This is a genomic window from Pedobacter alluvionis, from assembly GCF_003664035.1.
GTDB lineage: Bacteria > Bacteroidota > Bacteroidia > Sphingobacteriales > Sphingobacteriaceae > Pedobacter > Pedobacter alluvionis.
This window is the reverse complement of sequence record NZ_RCCK01000015.1, coordinates 298,765-317,602: the sequence shown is the minus strand read 5'-3', so window position 1 is coordinate 317,602 and position 18,838 is coordinate 298,765. Positions and strand designations below refer to the sequence as shown.

18 protein-coding genes are annotated in these 18,838 nt (G+C 37.9%); 9 read left to right on the top strand and 9 right to left on the bottom strand.

The window, feature by feature from the left end; translation table 11 throughout:
* Nucleotides 1-2 precede the first annotated feature (2 nt).
* The 3 genes from BCL90_RS23360 (at nt 3) to BCL90_RS23350 (ending at nt 3,812) form a co-directional block, all read left to right on the top strand.
* Nucleotides 3-392: a SpoIIAA family protein gene (locus BCL90_RS23360; protein ID WP_121287718.1), complete on the top strand. Its 390-nt coding sequence runs from the start codon at nt 3-5 to the stop codon at nt 390-392.
* A gap of 949 nt (nt 393-1,341) precedes the next feature.
* Complete coding sequence (locus BCL90_RS23355) at nt 1,342-3,291, top strand: beta-N-acetylhexosaminidase (protein WP_121287717.1); 1,950 nt, start codon at nt 1,342-1,344, stop codon at nt 3,289-3,291.
* Between the two features lie 50 nt (nt 3,292-3,341).
* Nucleotides 3,342-3,812 carry a CYTH domain-containing protein gene (locus tag BCL90_RS23350; protein WP_121287716.1) on the top strand — a complete coding sequence of 157 codons (471 nt, stop codon included), beginning with the start codon at nt 3,342-3,344 and terminating at the stop codon, nt 3,810-3,812.
* A 294-nt stretch (nt 3,813-4,106) separates the two neighbouring features.
* On the opposite strand, the gene BCL90_RS23345 is transcribed toward BCL90_RS23350, so the two are convergent.
* The 3 genes from BCL90_RS23345 to BCL90_RS23335 all read right to left on the bottom strand — a co-directional run bounded on the left by BCL90_RS23345 (nt 4,107) and on the right by BCL90_RS23335 (nt 7,325).
* Nucleotides 4,107-5,075 carry an FKBP-type peptidyl-prolyl cis-trans isomerase gene (locus BCL90_RS23345; protein WP_121287715.1) on the bottom strand — a complete coding sequence of 323 codons (969 nt, stop codon included), beginning with the start codon at nt 5,073-5,075 and terminating at the stop codon, nt 4,107-4,109.
* 197 nt (nt 5,076-5,272) lie between these two features.
* Nucleotides 5,273-6,268, bottom strand: a complete 996-nt coding sequence (locus BCL90_RS23340) for an FKBP-type peptidyl-prolyl cis-trans isomerase (RefSeq protein ID WP_121287714.1) — start codon at nt 6,266-6,268, stop codon at nt 5,273-5,275.
* 46 nt (nt 6,269-6,314) lie between these two features.
* A complete protein-coding gene (locus BCL90_RS23335) occupies nt 6,315-7,325 on the bottom strand; it encodes a DHH family phosphoesterase (protein ID WP_121287713.1) in 1,011 nt (336 codons plus the stop codon).
* A gap of 245 nt (nt 7,326-7,570) precedes the next feature.
* On the opposite strand from BCL90_RS23335, the gene BCL90_RS23330 reads away from it, so the two are divergent.
* The 3 genes from BCL90_RS23330 to BCL90_RS23320 all read left to right on the top strand — a co-directional run bounded on the left by BCL90_RS23330 (nt 7,571) and on the right by BCL90_RS23320 (nt 9,338).
* A complete protein-coding gene (locus BCL90_RS23330; RefSeq protein ID WP_025144153.1) occupies nt 7,571-7,990 on the top strand; it encodes a nucleoside-diphosphate kinase in 420 nt (139 codons plus the stop codon).
* Nucleotides 7,991-8,124: 134 nt separating this feature from the next.
* Nucleotides 8,125-8,895 carry an FKBP-type peptidyl-prolyl cis-trans isomerase gene (locus tag BCL90_RS23325; RefSeq protein ID WP_121287712.1) on the top strand — a complete coding sequence of 257 codons (771 nt, stop codon included), beginning with the start codon at nt 8,125-8,127 and terminating at the stop codon, nt 8,893-8,895.
* 269 nt (nt 8,896-9,164) lie between these two features.
* The gene (locus tag BCL90_RS23320) at nt 9,165-9,338 is read left to right on the top strand and encodes a hypothetical protein (protein ID WP_244095130.1); all 174 of its coding nucleotides are present in this window, start codon (nt 9,165-9,167) and stop codon (nt 9,336-9,338) included.
* A gap of 98 nt (nt 9,339-9,436) precedes the next feature.
* On the opposite strand, the gene BCL90_RS23315 is transcribed toward BCL90_RS23320, so the two are convergent.
* Together BCL90_RS23315 and recF are read right to left on the bottom strand one after the other, a co-directional pair.
* Entirely contained in the window at nt 9,437-9,727 is a 291-nt protein-coding gene (locus BCL90_RS23315; protein WP_121287710.1) for a DUF721 domain-containing protein, read from the bottom strand.
* Nucleotides 9,720-10,823, bottom strand: coding sequence for a DNA replication/repair protein RecF (recF, locus tag BCL90_RS23310; RefSeq protein ID WP_121287709.1), 1,104 nt, complete (start codon nt 10,821-10,823; stop codon nt 9,720-9,722). The genes BCL90_RS23315 and recF overlap by 8 nt, the downstream gene beginning before the upstream one ends.
* Nucleotides 10,824-10,928: 105 nt before the next feature.
* Between recF and BCL90_RS23305 the strand changes: the two genes are divergently transcribed.
* Nucleotides 10,929-11,336: a hypothetical protein gene (locus BCL90_RS23305; RefSeq protein WP_121287708.1), complete on the top strand. Its 408-nt coding sequence runs from the start codon at nt 10,929-10,931 to the stop codon at nt 11,334-11,336.
* 123 nt (nt 11,337-11,459) lie between these two features.
* Complete coding sequence (locus BCL90_RS23300; protein WP_121287707.1) at nt 11,460-12,125, top strand: tetratricopeptide repeat protein; 666 nt, start codon at nt 11,460-11,462, stop codon at nt 12,123-12,125.
* A 157-nt stretch (nt 12,126-12,282) separates the two neighbouring features.
* Here the strand turns inward: BCL90_RS23300 and BCL90_RS26130 are convergent, their stop codons facing one another.
* The 4 genes from BCL90_RS26130 to BCL90_RS23285 all read right to left on the bottom strand — a co-directional run bounded on the left by BCL90_RS26130 (nt 12,283) and on the right by BCL90_RS23285 (nt 15,303).
* Entirely contained in the window at nt 12,283-12,414 is a 132-nt protein-coding gene (locus BCL90_RS26130; RefSeq protein ID WP_262707557.1) for a hypothetical protein, read from the bottom strand.
* Nucleotides 12,415-12,883: 469 nt separating this feature from the next.
* Nucleotides 12,884-13,444 carry an aminoacyl-tRNA hydrolase gene (gene pth / locus BCL90_RS23295; protein ID WP_121287706.1) on the bottom strand — a complete coding sequence of 187 codons (561 nt, stop codon included), beginning with the start codon at nt 13,442-13,444 and terminating at the stop codon, nt 12,884-12,886.
* Between the two features lie 206 nt (nt 13,445-13,650).
* The gene (locus BCL90_RS23290) at nt 13,651-14,235 is read right to left on the bottom strand and encodes a 50S ribosomal protein L25/general stress protein Ctc (protein WP_121287705.1); all 585 of its coding nucleotides are present in this window, start codon (nt 14,233-14,235) and stop codon (nt 13,651-13,653) included.
* A 126-nt stretch (nt 14,236-14,361) separates the two neighbouring features.
* Nucleotides 14,362-15,303, bottom strand: a complete 942-nt coding sequence (locus BCL90_RS23285; RefSeq protein ID WP_029278327.1) for a ribose-phosphate pyrophosphokinase — start codon at nt 15,301-15,303, stop codon at nt 14,362-14,364.
* A 370-nt stretch (nt 15,304-15,673) separates the two neighbouring features.
* Between BCL90_RS23285 and BCL90_RS23275 the strand changes: the two genes are divergently transcribed.
* Nucleotides 15,674-18,700, top strand: a complete 3,027-nt coding sequence (locus BCL90_RS23275; RefSeq protein ID WP_121287704.1) for a glycosyltransferase family 117 protein — start codon at nt 15,674-15,676, stop codon at nt 18,698-18,700.
* Nucleotides 18,701-18,838 lie beyond the last annotated feature (138 nt).

Here is an 18,838-nt window from a genome sequence, read left to right as displayed (position 1 = left end):
ATATGGGTAATGATAGAGATAACAACCTTATCGAAGGCGAGATTGCCGATTATTTATTAACAGATACCGGAATGCTGATTTCGTACGGCAAAAGCATTTTACGTACTGTAGAAAATATTTCGGCCAATGTTGCGCTGGTGAAGAAAATCACCAATAACAAGAAAGTTCCATTGTTAATTTACTTAAAAAATTCTCCTGTTCCGGACAAAGAAACACGAAAATTTTCAACAGAGCAGTTGTCTCAAATTTATACTGCTATGGCAATGGTTTCGAAACCTGGTTTATCACAATTGATTATGAAAATCCTGTTTAAGTTTCAAACCCCGCCTATCCCAATAAAATCATTTACGGATGATCAGAAAGCCAGGGCATGGTTAACGCAGTTTTTGTAGTTTAAATCAAAAAGATATCATCGTGAGGGTTAAACTTATTGCGTAAACCGATATAAATGATAGTTTTTTACCAATCTTGGGCTGCGAGGAATCGTAATGCAGGCACTTTAAGATTCCGGCCTGCGCCTATCGTGTGAACATATCTCTGTTAATTTACATTTGTTTTTAGCGTGGTTACCTAGGTCGATCGTCATGCTGAATTTATTTCAGCATCTTTCCTGCTAATAGCAAGCTTTGATATCTTAAAACTATACTTTAGAGATAAATGTTTTTTTACGCTCTATGCCGCGGGGCATGGTACTTTGGAGCGCCAAAGTACCCAAAGCGCTTTGCCAATCCAGCAATGAGCCTTTGCACAATCTCACACGCATCAAAAAAACAGCGACACTTCGTTTTGTGTTCAATATTTTTTAAAATAAAATCATCGGTTATGAACACAAAACCACTGCGTTTCAGGTTTGTTACTACCATTTTTACTTTCGTGCACCTGTTTTTTTGATTTCTCCGGCTCTTGGGATTGACAGCGTCCTTGGTTAAAATCCGTGCTTTATTAAAGTTGGTTAGCAAAACGCCTAAACTAAATTTAAAAAAGATGTGTCCACACGATAGCTCCTGCGCAGGAATGATGGACGTACTATAGGATTCTGTCTTTGATAGGTATAATTTATTGCGTAAAATAATGAATGACAGCAATTAATCTATGGCTAAAAATCTTTGAGTTACCGTCATTTCGAGCGGAGTGCAACGCAGTCGAGAAATCTGCCTAGATAGATTTCTCCATTTCGCTGCGCTTCAGTCGAAATGACGAGCGATTTTATCCAACTCCAACCGCCATACGCTCCGCGCTTTACTTCTTGTACATTTCCTTTCGCATAAATACCATTGATTAAAATCTTTTTTAATAAATTGCGGATTATACTTATCCGGTTAAACCGTTTTAATTATTTTAATGAAAAAATTATTTCTGATTATCTCCTGCTGTTTCTTTACAGCCAATACTTTCGCTCAATCTATCATTACAGAAACTGAAATCGGCGACTCAGAAGGTGCTGCTGTACAAACACCAATTGCTATTATCCCAGAGCCAGTTTCATTGGTAAAAAAAGCCGGAAGCTTTACCTTACCCGAAAATGTAATTCTACAAGCAGTTAGAAGTGGAGAATTAAAACAATCCATCGCTTATTTATCAGACCGGATTACCACCTCTACAGGGAAATTTGTAAGCACAGTGAGTAATTCCAATCACCCAACAATTAAACTGATTTTAAATACACAGGAAGATACTCAACTCGGTAAAGAAGGTTATAAACTAAATGTTAACCCCACCCAGGTTGTCATCACAGCAAACCAGCCAGCTGGGATTTTTTATGGCGTTCAATCCTTGCTTCAGCTTTTCCCTGCCGAAATAGAAAGCAAAGAACTGGTGAAAGATATTAAATGGAAAGCACCCTGCGTTGATGTGGTAGATTATCCGAAATTGGGCTGGAGAGGTTTAATGTTCGATGTAGCCCGCCACTTTTTCACTAAACAGGAAGTAAAACAGTTTATAGACGACATGGTTCGTTATAAATTTAACTTACTGCATTTGCACTTAGCGGACGATGAAGGCTGGAGAATCGAAATTAAAGGCTTGCCTAAATTAACTGAAGTTGGTGCCTGGAGCGTTAAAAAAACCGGAACTTTTGGCGATTTCACCCCACCAACCCCTGACGAACCCCGTACCTATGGTGGTTTTTATACACAGGAAGATATAAAAGAGTTGGTGCAATATGCACAAGAACGTTTCGTGAACATTTTACCCGAAATTGATGTTCCGGGGCACAGTTTAGCCATTATCGCTTCTTATCCTGAATTGTCATGTACACCAGATGCTGTGAATTATAAAGTTCGCTCTGGCGAAAAAATTATGGATTGGAGCCGTGGCGCGCCACCAACAGCTTTGGTTGATAATACGCTTTGCCCGGCAAACGAGAAAGTGTATGTATTTTTAGATTCGGTACTTACACAGGTAGCTAAACTTTTCCCCTTCGATTACATTCACATGGGTGGCGATGAAGCCCCTCATAATTTTTGGGAAAAGAACGATCAGGTTAAAGCTTTAATGCTTCGCGAAGGCTTAAAAACCATTCCGCAAGTTCAGGCCTATTTTGAAAAACGTGTAGAACAGATCGTGATTTCGAAAGGTAAAAAATTTATGGGCTGGGATGAAATTCTTGAAGGAGGCGTATCGCCAACAGCGGCAGTGATGAGCTGGAGGGGAATGAAATATGGCATCCAGGCCGCTAACGAAAAACACAATGTGGTGATGAGCCCAACCGATTTTGCCTATTTAGATTATATGCAGGCGGATCCGATTACCGAACCAAAGGTTTATGCTTCGTTAAGGTTAAACAAAGCTTATCAGTTTAACCCTGTTCCGGCTGGCGTAAATGCACAGTATGTGATTGGTGCACAAGCCAACCTTTGGACAGAACAGATTTTCACATTCCGCCAGGTAGAATATATGGTTTATCCACGTGCTTTTGCGATTGCCGAATCGATATGGAGCCCAATTGAAAAGAAAAACTGGACAAATTTTGTTGATCGTACGCAACAGCATTTCAAACGTTTAGATTTTGCAGAGGTTAAATACTCACCAGCTATTTACGACCCTATTTTTACCGTAAAACGTAGCGCAGATAAACAGTTAATGATCGAATTAACTCCAGAAATAGATGGTTTGGATATCTACTATAGCTTTGACAACTCTACTCCCGACCGTTTTTATCCCAAATATACAGCAGCATTACAGGCACCTAAAGATGCGAGTATGTTGCGCGTAATTACCTATCGTGGCAAACAGCCTATCGGAAGATTAATTAGTATGCCTGTTGCAGATTTACAAAAAAGAGCACGTTAACCAATCAGCATTAAGATTCCCGTTTTCGCGGGAAAGACGAAATATCTACAATGGGCAAAGAAATAGAGCGCAAATTTTTAATTGATCACCATAAGTGGGACAACCTTAACAAACCGGAAGGAAAACTTTTTAGACAGGGCTATTTACTCACTGATAAAGATAAAACGATACGGGTAAGGGCTACAAAAACTAAAGGTTTTTTAACCATAAAAGGTCAAACCATTGGCGCAACACGGTTAGAATATGAATATGAAATTCCGGTAACTGAAGCAACAGAATTATTAGACAATTTTGCTGTTTCTGAACTTTCGAAAACACGTTATGAAATTAAATTTAACGATAAGCTTTGGGAGGTGGATGTATTTTCTGGTGACAACCTGGGTTTGATTGTTGCAGAAATTGAGCTGGAAAGCGAAGAAGAAAATTTCGATTTGCCCGATTGGATAGGTAAAGAAGTTACCGAAGAAGAAAAATATTATAACTCTAATTTAACGGTTAAGCCTTTTAAAGATTGGGTTTAAGTTTTCGAACTCAGTTTTATAAAAGTTAGGTTTGCGTTAGGGATTGTAAGGGTTCAGTACCAATCCTTCATTGGTACCGGAGCGAAGCGTAGCCCTGAAAAGCCCGCCCCTTGCGCAGCTTGGGTAACGCCCAAATCAGTTATCAGTTTACAATTTTCAGTAATCAGTTCTTTTGCAAACCTCGCAGGTTTAGCTTGTAGTTTATATTATTTTTTAGCGGCCTTATTGAGGGCGATGCCGTTTAAAAACCTGCGAGGTCTAATGGTTTCGGAAACCTATAAGATATGATCAACTTTATTTCGCCAATGGCAAACCTGCACCTGGTTTAATAATACCTTTCAGCTCCACATCAAAAACCAATGGCGTAAACGGATTAATTGGCCCACCTCCGTTTTCGCCGAAACCCAGTTTTGATGGCAAAATCATTTTAATCTTACCGCCAACACCGATCAGCTGAATGCCCTGAATAACCCCTTGCGGTAATTGCCCTAAAGGTAAGCTGCGCGGTACGTATTGTACGCTTTCTGAGAAAATCCCAGCTTCTCTAGCAATTTTAGCATCCGAAGTATCAAAAACATTTAATTTTCCGTTTGATTTTTTATTGGTAAACTGGCCTGTATAGTCCATTAATACCGTATCCGTTAAAGTTGCTCTTTCTGAATTGCCGGGTGCAAAAATTACATATTGTAGTCCTGATGGCGCAGTAGTTACCTTCAAATCATTCTCAGCAACGTATTTTGCAATTTTAGCAGGTTCTACGATTTTATTTTTTTCATTTAGCGCTTTATATTCCGATTCAAAAAAAAGACGTTTCTTCGCTTCGAAAATAGAATCGGGATCTTTCCCTTTATGCAATACTTTCTCAATTTTGATAGTGAAAGAAGCAATATTCGATTTTAGTCCTTTTGGTTTTGGCTGACCTGAATATTTCTCCATCGAATCGAGGTTCAATTTAAAAACGGCACTATCACCTTCACCAAGTAATTTCAATCCAGAGGCTAAATCGCCTTTAAACATCGATTTGCTAATGGCAAAAAAAGCAGGACGTTCATTGTCGTAGGTATTTACCATTACCGAATCGGGATTGGTATTGGTTTCTACCGTTTGAACGCCGTTTAATTTTACATAATCGCCGTCTTGAATTTTTGGCTTACCTTCACTTTTATAGATCTTGTAAGTCATATCTCCTTCACCCTTTTCGAATTTGTTACAGGCACCTAGTCCTAATGCTGCTGCCAAGAGAATAATTATTCCTTTTTTCATTTAGTTATTTATTAAAAAACAGTCTGCAGATCCTATTTCAAAATGTATACTGTTTTATTAGATCACTACAAAGATAGGTTATAATAAGTTTTTATAAATCTTTGGAATGTTTTATTTCTTGATGAATTAATAAAAAGCTGAGCAAAAAAAAATCCTGCTTAAATGAATAAGCAGGACCTCAAAATATCTTAAAAGAATTATTTTTTAACTACCGGAGCAGGCATTTGCACTGGAGCTGCTGCACCTGGTTTTCCTTTAATAATATCTTTAATTTCTAAATCGAAAGCAATTGGGCTGAAAGGCATAATACCAACTTGTGGTGCACCTTGCTCGCCGTAACCTAAGTTAGAAGGAATAATTACTTTAATTTTACCGCCTTTACCGATTAACTGTAAAGCTTCAGTAAATCCTGGAATTGTTCCGCCAACAGGCATTTTCTGAGGACCGTAAGGTTTACCTGCCTTAAATTCGTTTTCTGCTTTAGCCAGTTTCTCATCACTTGTATCGAAGATTTTGTATTTACCATCTTTACCTTTTTTAGTTACTCTACCAGTATACTCGATTAGTACGGTATCGCCTAAAGCTGGTTTTTCTGCACTACCAGCGTTTTCGATAATGTAGTGTAAACCACTTGCAGTAGTTTTGGTTGCCAGTTTAGTATCATCTAAATAAGCTTTTAACTTAGCAGGTTCAGCGGCTTTCTTTTTTTCTGAAGTAGCTTTATAATCAGCCTGGAAAAACTCCTGAGCTCTTTTGTTAAAAGTAGAGTCAGCTTCGCCAGCTTTTTTCTTGAATACTTTCTCGATTTTTACCGTGAAAGTGATGTATTTATCATTTTTGAACTGCTCTGGTTTAGGTTGTTTACTATGAAATGCCATAGTATCTAAATTTACCTTAAAAGTAGCGCTATCGCCTTCTCCAAACAATGTTAAAACATCGTTCATATCACCAGCATACATTTTTTTCTGAGCAGGAAATACTGCTGGCGTTTCGCTGTCGAAAGTGCTTGATAAAACTGAATCTTTATCGTTTTTCTGAATAAAATTCATTTTAACGATATCACCTTCTTTGATTTTTTCGTTACCTGCAGAGTGGTGAATGGTATATAGTAAGCCACCAGCTCCCTTTTTCTCTTGTTTACATGCTGCTAAACCTAAAGTGGCTGCTGCTAGAATAATAATTCCCTTTTTCATTTATTAATTTGACTTTTTTAAATTTTTATTGTTTTATTTCTTTTTTCTAAGCTATCAATTGTTCTTTATATTCTGCTAATATCGATTTAAATTCGTTTACTACATCAGCTAAAGGTTTTTCTGCTGCTCCGCCAGCAGCATTTCTGTGCCCGCCACCATTAAAATATTTTTTACAGATTTCGTTAGCCGGAAAATCGCCCGTAGACCGAACAGATAATTTAACTTTATCGGTACGTTCTATAATTAAAGCGGCTAAACGGATCCCATTGATGGAAAGCGCATAGTTTACCACTCCTTCTGTATCGCCGGTAATGCTGTTGTACTGCGCCAATTCTTCTTTGGTAACCGAAATGATGGCTGTATTGTAATCTCTTAAAACTTCTAGTTTATTAGATAGGCAGTAGCCTAAAAAGCGTAGTCGGTTTTCGCTCGAGTTATCGTATACCAGTTCGTGGATTTTCGATTGGTCGGCCCCTAAATCGATCAGGTTTGCGGCAATACGGTATACTTCCGAGGTTGCTGATGAGAAACGGAAAGATCCGGAATCAGTCATTATACCGGTGTAAAGGCAAGAGGCCACGTCTTTATTGATCAACTCGCCATCCTGTAACTGATTTACAATAAAATCATAAACCAATTGCGCAGCAGCACAGGCATTGATATCCCAATGGCGGTAATCGTCAAAATCTTCTGGTTCGAGGTGATGATCGATCATGATCTTTTTAGCCCCTGCACCTCTAACCAATTCGCCCAATTCATTTATACGGCTTAGGGTATTAAAATCAAGGCAAAATATGAGTGAGGCTTCATCAACCAATTGTGCCGCCTTTTCCTGCGCTTCTGTAAAAATAATTACGTCGCTATTGTTCGGCATCCAATGCAAAAAAGTAGGGTAATCGGTTGGGGTGATTACCTTAACATGGTGGCCTTTTTGAATTAAATATCCATATAAACCCAGAGATGATCCCATTGCATCGCCATCAGGTTTGTGATGCGTAGTGATCACAATTCGTTGTGGCGTAGCCAATAATGTTTTTAATTCAGTTAATGTAAGCATATATTTTTTGCGCAGCAAAGCTAAGTAAATTTAGATTAGGATTGATTAGGATTTAAAGATTTTAGAATGAGCAGGATTTTAGTTTAAAAGACATTGATATATAGCTAGTAAGATTAGGGATCAAAACAAGGTTGATTGGCTATTTTGATCTTTATCATCATCCATTCGCAACTGAAAAACGAGTTGTATTGATTATTCATCAATTAAAACGTAATTTTGCAAAAAAAATTGATATCAAAAGCACAATGAGCACTAACAGAACTTTTACCATGATCAAGCCTGATGCAGTAGCAAACGGCCATATCGGATCAATCATTAACGACATTACTAATGCTGGTTTCAAAATCATTGCATTAAAATATACTAAACTTACAGATGAAACTGCTGGTCAGTTCTATGCTGTTCACGCTGAGCGTCCTTTTTACAAAGATTTAGTAAGCTTTATGTCTTCAGGACCTATTGTTGCTGCTATTTTAGAAAAAGACAATGCGATTGAAGATTTCAGAAAATTGATCGGTGCTACTAACCCGGCTGAAGCTGCAGAAGGTACAATCCGCCAGAAATACGCAAAATCGATCGATGCAAATGCAGTTCACGGTTCAGATTCTGATGAAAATGCAGAAATTGAAGGTAATTTCTTCTTCAAAGCAGACGAACGTTTCTAGTTTACAACACAAAAAAATTACAATAAAACCCCGAATATTCGGGGTTTTATTGTTTTATCTATTTTGTATCTTTCGGCCTTAAATATAATCCACCATTTAAACCTGTTGGAATTAATTACTCCATAACATAAATAATGAAACGAATTTTCTTAGCGGTATGCTTGTCTGGTATCGCTGTTGCATCTTATGCACAAACCAAAACAGCAGCAAAAAAAACAGTTGCAAAAAAACCTACGACAACCAGTAAAAAATCAGTTCCTACCATCGGTTTAAAATCTACTTTAGACTCTACCAGTTATGCTTTTGGTACTTCAATAGGCTCCAGCTTAAAAACAACAGGCCTTTCTACCTTAAATTACGAAGTATTGTTAAAAGGACTGAAAGATGCATTTACCGGTGGAAAAGTTATTTTAACCCAACAACAGGCCCAACAATGCATAAATGATGCCTTAGCAAAGGCATCATCAGTAAAAAACAAAGCTGAAGAAGCAGCAAATAAAATTAAATACGCACCAATTATGAAAGAAGGACAAGATTTCTTAGAACAGAACAAAAAACGCGCAGGTGTACAAACAACTGCAAGTGGCCTACAATACGAAGTTTTAACCGCGGGTACTGGCGTTAAACCACTGGCAACGGACTCGGTACTGGTACACTACAAAGGAACATTATTAAATGGAAAACAATTTGACAGCTCTTACGACAGAGGTGAGCCGATTTCTTTTCCACTAAACCGTGTGATTCCGGGCTGGACAGAAGGGGTACAATTAATGCCAGCAGGTTCAAAATATAAATTCTTTATCCCTTACAACCTGGCTTATGGTGAACGCGGTGCAGGAGCAGACATTCCTCCTTATAGCACTTTGATTTTCGAAGTTGAGCTGCTGAAGGTTAACGGGAAATAAATTGTAATGTAAGATGGAGAATGGGCAACGGAAGAGTCAAGGTAAACCATCTTAATAAAATAATTAAAGTCATCATTTTAATGTGCAGTCAGATGTTACCATCTGACTGTTTTTTTATTGAATAATCCTATCAAAAAAATGATGGATAATGTGTCAGATGGTAACATCTGACATCACTAAACAGGAATTTCTTTAGAATCGGGCTAAATAAGCCCACAATTAAAACTTTCTTGGCTATTCGATGTTAGCTATTACAAATTAACATGAATATGAAAAGAGCATTTCCATTAGTACTGATTGCATTTTTATGCACCACCTTAAGCAGTTGTGAACTGGTAGAAGGTATATTTAAAGCTGGCGTTTGGGTAGGCGTAATCGTAGTTGTAGTAGTGGTTGCGCTAGTGATCTGGATTTTGTCTAAGATATTTGGCGGAAGGGGCTAGTTTAGTCTTGAGTCCGAAGTTAACAGTCTTTAGTCGGCTTTAATCCCTGGTAAAATATAAAGGGCATTATTTTAAAATTTTTGCCCTTTTATTATGCCTTACAAAAACACCATTTCGGTAATGACCTCGCTGCCGGCGTGCTCATTTAATTTCTGGATTATTCCTTGTCGCACCATAACCAATTCATTTTTGATCACAGAAGATTCTATCCTCAGAAACAATTTTTTATCGTGAATATAAATCTGTTTGGTGCGGTTGGCAATTGCAGTGCCCATAATCTCTGGCCAGATAGACAAGACTGAAGTTTCATCAAACTTACGGCGCAAACGATATACATCCAGCATTTTGCTGATGGCATCTTTTACGGTAACATCATTGGGTTTACGCATTTTGTATCGTTCCGTTATCTACTTCGAACAAAGTTACATCAACTTCTATTTTTTCAAAAATTGATTTCACTCTTTCTCTTCCTGTATCTGTAATAAATATCTGCCCAAAATCGTGGTGAGAAACCATTTGCATTAATTTTTGAACACGGTTATCATCTAACTTGTCAAAAATATCATCCAATAAAAGCAACGGCTTAAATCCTTTGTTTTTAGCGAGATAAGCGTATTGTGCAAGTTTTAAGGCAATTAAAAAAGACTTTTGCTGTCCTTGTGAGCCAAACTTTTTTAAAGGCATTCCGCTGATGATAAAAGCCAGTTCATCTTTATGAATACCAGTTGTGGTCCGCTCCAGCACACGGTCTTTTTCTACTGATTTTTTCAATAGTTCCTCAAAAGCCGCATCGTTCAATTGCGATTGATAATTCAACTCAACGATTTCCTTATTTTCGGTAAGGTAGGTATAATATTGATTAAACAATGGAATAAACTCATCCATAAAAGCTTTTCGGATGGCGAATATTCTATTGCCGGCTATAACCAATTGTTCGTCCAAAATTTCGAGCAGCGTAGGATCATACTTTCTGGTAATGGCGATCTGCTTTAGCAAAGCATTCCGGTTTAACAAAATGCGGTTATAGGTAATCAACTGATCCAGGTAATGTGCATCAGTCTGCGAAATCACATTATCGATAAACTTTCTTCGCTCTTCACTACCTTCCATAATGAGGTTCACATCATAGGGAGAAACCATTACAACCGGAAAAAGGCCTATATGATCGGCCAATTTCTCGTATTCTTTTTTATTGCGCTTGAATTGCTTTTTCTGATTGCGTTTTACACCGCAGGAAATTTTTTCGTTTTTTTCGTTACGGTCAAAATCGCCCTGGATCATAAAAACCTCTTCATTGGTTTTGATCTGCTGGCTATCGATAGGATTAAAGTAACTTTTACATAGGCAGAGGTAGTGAATCGCATCGAGCATATTCGTCTTTCCGGAGCCATTATTACCCGTAAAAACATTCACAGTTTCCGAGAAATGGAGATCTGCATCGGTATAGTTCTTAAAATTTAGAAGGGTAATATTTTTTAACCACATAAATATGTCACAAATTTACCCTTTTTTAGCCTCTTAACATTCATTGTTTAAAATAAACGTCAATAACATTTAAAAAAACTGTACTTTCATCCCAAGGAAAAATAAATGGTTGCACAAAAAATGTTAGAAGGGAATGTTCTATGGTCTTACGATCACGAACTGACCAATGATAAAAGTTCGAACTGGATTAAAAAAATCGCAGGTTTATTTTCATTTTTAAAGCCAGTTCACAATCACGAGGGCGATATTTTGTTGGCCTCCAATGGCCTTTTTATTACCGGAGATGAACAATTGGAACTTCCACTATCACATATAGAAGAGGTTTACATGGGTTTCGACGATTTATTCCCAGCTTCATCTGCAAAAAATTTCGGTGCATTCTGGCAACCCATTAGAATTAGATCGACTGTGAGCCGATCGGAAAGTCAAACCGTATACCTGGTGATTAACCACACCGGTATTTTTAGCGATAACCAAACCTGGTTTAATACACTAATTAGCTTGTTGCGCTAATGATCTTAATCATTTTACGATCTGCAGGCCTAAATAACTAATGTTTAATCAAATACTTCAAAATAAAGGTTGATACTTTGATTGAAAAATGTATTTTTGCAATCTTAAATTTTTTAAACAAACATGTCTACAACAGATAACCAGACAATTCAACCAACTAAAAAAGGTTCATTTTTACAAGAGAATAATAAAAGCTTACTGTTTATTGCAGGCGCTGTAGTTTTATTAGTTTTAATATATCTTTGGTATCAAGGCGTGTATTTAAAAGGTCGTGCTGAAGAAGCCGCTAGCAAAATGTACAAAGCAGAACAATCTGTTGGAGTAGATTCGCTATCGAACAGAGCTGTTAAAGGCGAAGGTGGTTACCCAGGCTTAGAACAGATTGCTAAAGAGTACGATAACACAAAATCGGCAAACTTAGCTAATCTTTATTTGGGTGGCATTTACTTACGTAAGGGCGAATATAAACAAGCTATAGAATCATTAAACAAATATAGTGCTACTGGTAGCCCGGTTGCGGACCCATTGGCTTTAGGTTTATTAGGTGATGCCTATAGCGAGTTGAAAGACTACAAACAAGCTTCTACGTATTATAAAAAAGCAGCTGATAAAGCGAGTAAATTTACTTCACCAATGTTTTTAAAGAAATTAGGTTTAGTGAATGAAAACCTGAAAGATTTTAAAGGTGCAGTTGATGCTTATACTAAAGTTAAAACTCAATATCCTGAGAGCGCAGAAGCACAGTTAATTGATGCTTACATTGCAAGGGCTCAAGAACAAGTTAAATAAACACTAACTAAAACATATTTACAGGAAAGATCATCGAAAGGTGGTCTTTTTTTTGTTTAGTCCCCTCTGCTATCTCGACAACTCCATGTTTGGTCGCTCACCAAACAGTAAAAAAACTTATTCATTTCTTTTCTTTGGAAATCAGGTACAGATGCGTTTAGGTTGTTGCTGCCCCGCTCTCCGTTCCTTCCGATGCTAATTTAGTTTCGAAAACAAATATCGAAAAAGCATCGGAACCACTGCGATCAGGTTTAGGTGGCGCAGCCAGCAATACTATTTTGGGTTGCATCGTGTAGAGAGAGGCAGTTGCCTATTTATTTACCATATAAGGCAGTTAAGGGCATATAAGCTTAAATGTTCTAATATTTCTTATATGGTTATATATCCTCAGCTATAAAAGATCCTTCGTTAAACTCAGGATGACAGCAGCTTGATCCGTGATATCTTTTTCATATAAGATGTTTTAAATCAGTCAAGATGCTGTGAGGATATAGGTAATTAACTAGGAAAGGAAATCTATATAAAACGATGTATTCTACCAACAATAGCAGTAGAGGCCCTGCGTTTTAGACCTGATTGAAATGGAAAGCCCACAGCGCAGCGAGGACTTGTAATGTAAAGCAGGACGAACATTAAAAAGAGCTTCTGCAATTGCTCTTCAAACAATCTTTTTGACCACACTCCTATTGAACAGATTTAAATTATAAAAGATCCTTCGCTGCGCCCAGGATGACAGCATGATTTACACAATTAACCATCTATTTATTAAAAGCCGTCATAGTATGAGCGGGTCCAACCGTAACAAAACTTTTAATCAATTCTACACTTTTATCAATCAATGCAGGAAGTTCTAATTGCTCATTTTTATCAAACAAACCCAAAACGAAATCTACCTGCCTGCCTTTCGGATAATCGTTACCAATGCCAAAGCGAAGACGTGCGTAGTTTTGCCCACCACAAACTTCTTCGATACTTTTTAAGCCATTGTGGCCAGCGCTTGAGCCTTGCAGTTTTAATCTTAGCTTTCCCAGAGGCAATGCAAGGTCATCAACAATAACGAGTACATTTTCTGGTGCTATTTTCAGCTCCTTCATCCAATAGTTAACGGCCTTACCGCTCAGGTTCATAAAAGTAGTAGGCTTAATTACGTGCAGTTTTTTGCCTTTAAAGCCCACCTCAGCATAATAGGCCAAACGGATATTATCGAAACTACCACCTAAACCTTTAACCAGTTCATCAGCAATATCAAAACCAATATTATGCCTGGTGTGCGCATAATCCGGTCCGATATTCCCTAAGCCAACTATAAGATATTTCATGGGGCAAAGATAAAAAAAAGTCCGAAGTCAGGAGTCCGAAGTCGGGAGTGTATAACACGAATTTAACTAATTCACTTCAAATAGCTTCCTAATGAATATAGGAGCGTTTAGTCTATTAAATTTGATGTAAACAAAAAAGCGGTGCAAAATTGCTTTTGCACCGCTCTAAAATCTGTGAAATCACATCGATCTGTGAAATCCTTGTACTATTTTTTACCTTTAGCAGCTTCAGTTTCTGCTTGTTTTAATGCTCTAGACATTGCAACAGAAACGATAGTATCTTCAGGAGTGTTAGTGATTACGTATTTATCACCTTTAAGGTCACGAACACGAGATAAACTACCAACTTCTAATTTCTCTAAGCTTACTTCTACGTTTTGTGGCATGTTAGCTGGTAATGCTTTAACACGTAGTTTACGTAATTTCTGGATTAATTTACCCCCCATTTTAACACCTGGAGAAGTTCCTGTTAATTTAACCGGGATCTCCATAACGATTTCTTTCTCGTCAAATAACTGAAGAAAATCGATGTGCATTAATACGTCGGTAAGTGGGTGAAATTGAGTATCTTTTACGATAGCTTTAGTTTTAGTACCGTTAACATCAATCTCCACAAAGTTTACATCCGGGGTATAAATAACATCTCTTAAGTCAGCAATTACTACAGCAAAGTGTTGTTGCTCTTTTCCACCATACAATACCGCCGGAACTTTACCTTCGTAACGAAGTTCCTTGGCATCGCGTTTCCCTACGTTCTCTCTTGGAGAACCGCTAATTGCGATTGTTTTCATTTTTATTTATATTTATTTATTAGTAGTCAGTATTAAGTATCGAGTATTAAGACCTTAAGCCTTCAACCCTCTACCTTCAACCTTATTTAAACTCTTTTTATCGCTTCGCGTTTTAACCGCTTTGCACTAAACTCTAAACAGATCACTAATCGAACCGTGTTCGTTTACATTGGCAATTGCTCTTGCAAATAAACTGGCTGTGCTTAGCACCCTGATTTTCGGACTTTCCTGTTTTAATGGAATTGTATCCGTAACGATCAGTTCGGTTAATACCGAATTTTCTACCGTTTCTATTGCTTTGCCTGATAGTACAGCGTGTGTACAAACCGCCCTAACACTTGCTGCACCGTTTTCCATAATCAAGGCCGCAGCTTTAGATAAGGTTCCGGCAGTATCGCAAATATCATCGATTAATACTACATCCTGTCCGGTCACATCACCAATAATCGACATTGATTCGATCTCGTTGGCACGTTTACGGCGTTTATCGCAAATAATTACTTCAGCGTTAAAAAACTTTGCAAAAGTACGTGCTCTATATGAACCGCCCATATCTGGCGATGCAATAGTTAAGTTTTTTAAGCCCAGGCTTTTGATATAAGGTACAAAAATTACCGATCCATCTAAGTGATCAACCGGAATATCAAAGAAGCCCTGTATCTGAGCAGCATGTAGATCCATCGTCATGATGCGGTGAATACCTGCTGATTTTAATAAGTTAGCCACCAATTTGGCACCGATTGCTACACGCGGTTTATCTTTTCTATCCTGACGGGCTAAACCATAATAAGGAACAACTGCTGTAATATAATGTGCTGATGCTCTTTTAGCAGCATCAACCATTAGCAAAAGCTCCATTAAATTATCGCTTGGCTGATAAGTAGACTGGATTAGAAAAACATCACTACCACGGATTGACTCATCAAAGGAAGGCTGAAACTCTCCATCACTAAATTTGTGAATGGTTACGCTACCAAGTGGCTTGCCGTAGTGCTCGGCAATCTTAAGTGATAATCCCTTAGAACCTGTTCCGGAAAAAAGCTTTACCGGGTTAAACTGCAATGGCATGGGTTCGTGTAGTTACGGTTAAAAAAAATCGGATCATGTCTATTTAAAACATGATCCGTTATTAAATTTTCGTTGTCCGACCTGGATTCGAACCAAGACAAACGGTACCAAAAACCGTTGTACTACCCTTATACTATCGGACAAAAACTTCTCAAGGATATTCTCCTCGAAAGGGAATGCAAATGTAGGAACCTTATTTTAAATATGCAAGAGCGATTTTAAAATATTTTTAATTTCTTTCCTGCTGTTCTTTGTTTGCGATGCAAAGATAAAAAAATCATCATATAGCGTGCAACATTTTATTTTTTTCTACGACTTTTTTTACTGCGAACCACTTAAATCATTTATTATCAAAGACTAAAATTAAACTATGAATTATTCAAGGATCAACACTATTGGAGGCTGGCTCTGTTTTATCGTTGCCTCACTAACGTATATCTTAACTTTAGATCAGTCTGTAAGTTTCTGGGATTGTGGCGAATTCATTTCTTCCGCCTTCCGAATGGAAGTTGTTCACCAGCCCGGTGCTCCAATAGTTTCCATGATTCAAAGGTTATTTTCGGTATTCGCTTTTGGCGATAAAACCAAAGTAGCCTACTTTATCAATATTGCTTCGGCCCTTGCAAGCGCAGGAACCATTTTATTTTTATTCTGGACTATTACGGCTTTAGCAAAAAAAACAGTAATTAAAAAAGGTGAAGAAATCAGCAAACAGCAAATCATTGGCATTATGGGCGCCGGTTTGGTTGGGGCTTTGGCTTATGCATTTTCTGATAGTTTCTGGTTTTCTGCTGTAGAGGCTGAGGTTTACGCCATGTCATCGCTTTGCAGTGCAATTGTATTTTGGGGTATCTTAAAATGGGAATCGCAGGCTGATGAACCAAAAGCAGACCGCTGGTTACTTTTTGTAGCTTATATAATGGGGCTTTCTATCGGTGTGCATATTTTAAACCTGCTTACCATTCCTGCATTAATATTTGTTTATTATTTTAAAAAGAATCCAGCGCCCAGCTGGCAAAGTGTTTTAAAAATATTTTTTGTTTCCATTGCTATTTTAGCCGTTGTGCAATTTGGCATCATCCAATACGTGGTATCACTTGCTGCAAGCTTCGATTACTTTTTTGTGAATACCATGAACCTTGGCTTTGGTTCTGGGATATTATTTTTTGCTGTTTTATTGATCGGAAGCTTAGTTTATGGCATCCGTTATTCCATCCTTAAAAACAAAAGGGCTTTAAACCTGATCCTGTTATTCACTGTACTGCTTTTATTTGGATACAGTTCTTTTGCGTTATTGGTTATCAGGGCACAGGCCAAACCTAACCTGAACAATTATAATGTGGATAATGTATTCTCACTTTCGAGGTACCTGGGCCGCGACCAGTATGGGGACAGGCCTTTACTTTATGGGGAGAATTACAATTCAGAAAAAATCGATATTAAAGAAACGGGCAAAATTATCCGTAAAGGCGACAAAAAATATGAATCGGCAGGAACAAAATCAGCTTATGTTTTTGCTGATAAAACTTTAATGCCACGGATGTACAGCGATAAACCCGAACATGTGAGATTTTACAAAAGTTATATGGGTTTTGATGATGAACATAAACCTACACTTATCGATAATTTAAAATATCTATTTTCTTTCCAAACCGGACAGATGTATGTGCGTTATTTTATGTGGAATTTTGCAGGCAGACAGGACAATGAAGATGGACAGTTTGGCGGAAAAGATGGCAATTGGCTTAGCGGTGTAAAACCATTGGATGCAATCAGACTTGGCAATCAAAAAAACCTTCCACCATCAATTGTAGAAAATAAAGCATACAATAGATTCTTCTTCTTGCCATTAATTATCGGCTTAATTGGTGCCGTTTGGCATTTCAAACGCAATCAAAAGGATGCGGGCATTATCGGCTTACTCTTCGTTTTTACTGGTGTGGCTATTGTAGTTTACCTAAACTCTGTTCCTATTGAGCCGCGTGAAAGGGATTATGCCTATGTAGGCTCTTTTTATGCTTTTGCTATCTGGATCGGTTTAGGTGTATTTGGATTAAAGGATTTTATTTTCCAGAAACTAACGCCTGCACGCGCAAGTATTTTCGCATCAGTTATTGCCTTATTTGGAGCCCCAATTCTAATGGCAAACCAGGGCTGGGATGACCATGACCGTTCTGATAGTCACGTAGCGAGAGATATGTCTGTCAATTACCTAAAATCGTGTGCACCCAATGCCATCTTATTTACTTATGGCGATAACGATACTTATCCGGTTTGGTATGCACAGGAGGTGGAAAATGTACGCCCGGATGTGCGGGTGGTAAACCTGAGTTTATTTACTGCCGATTGGTATATTGATGGCATGCGCAGAAAGCAAAATGAATCAGCACCCCTGCCTATTACGCTAAAGCATGAGCAATACGTTGAAGGCACGAGGGATATTATGTACTATCAGGATTATAAGATTGCACAGCATATTGAGTTACAGGAAATTTTAGATGTGCTTTTATCCGATCACGACGAAGATAAAGTAACCATGACAGATGGCTCTAAATACAATGTGCTGCCAGCCAAAAATCTTAAACTGGCGGTGAATCCGCAACAGGTTTTGGATACCGGAACCGTACCCAAGGAGGATGCCGGTAAAATAGCAAGCAGTATGGAATGGACATTTAACCAGAATTATGTAACCAAAGGCACGCTGGCTTTATTTGATATTTTGGCGCATAACAATTGGAAACGACCGATTTATTTTACCGGAGGCATGCCCGATGAGCAATACGTAGGATTGAACAAATACCTTTATTCGGAAGGATTGAACAAAAGACTGCTTCCGTTAAAACCCGATACAGCCATTATAGAAGATTATGAGCGCATCAACATTAAACCTTTGTATAACAACCTGATGAATGTGTATGGTTTTGGTAATATCAAAAATGCCAATCATTTAGACAGGCAATCTGCTGATGATGTGACCATGTTATCGAATATGTTTAATGGTTTATTAACTGGCTTGATCAACGAAGGTAAAATTGCGGAGAGTAAAAAAGTGGCAAATAAATATTCTGAGGTAATTCCGGCTAAATTTTACAGTATGCGCCAGGTAATGAGCACCTATTATTTTACTGAAAACCTGTATCGGTTAAATGATTTAAACCGTGCAAATGCAATGATCAAAAAAACTGCTGACTATGTAGGCAAGGAACTCACTCATCTGGCTGATGTTTCGGAAAGCAAAAATCAGTTGTCATCAGAGCAGGATGTTCGTTTCTACCTTGGTTATTTGGGACAAATGGTAAAATTAACTGAGGCTTTTAAGCAAGGTGCGTTAAGTAAAAATCTCGAAAAACAATATAACGACCTGATCACCAGGTTTACGCCGTTTGCAACGGGTTAGTCAAAAAACATTCTAAATTTTAACCCATAGGCAGATTTCACCTTTCCGCCTATGGGTTTTTGCTTCTCCAATAAATTAAAATCCTTTATGCTAAAGGCCTTAAGCCGTTAAAAATTGTTAAATCAATCCAAAAATTTA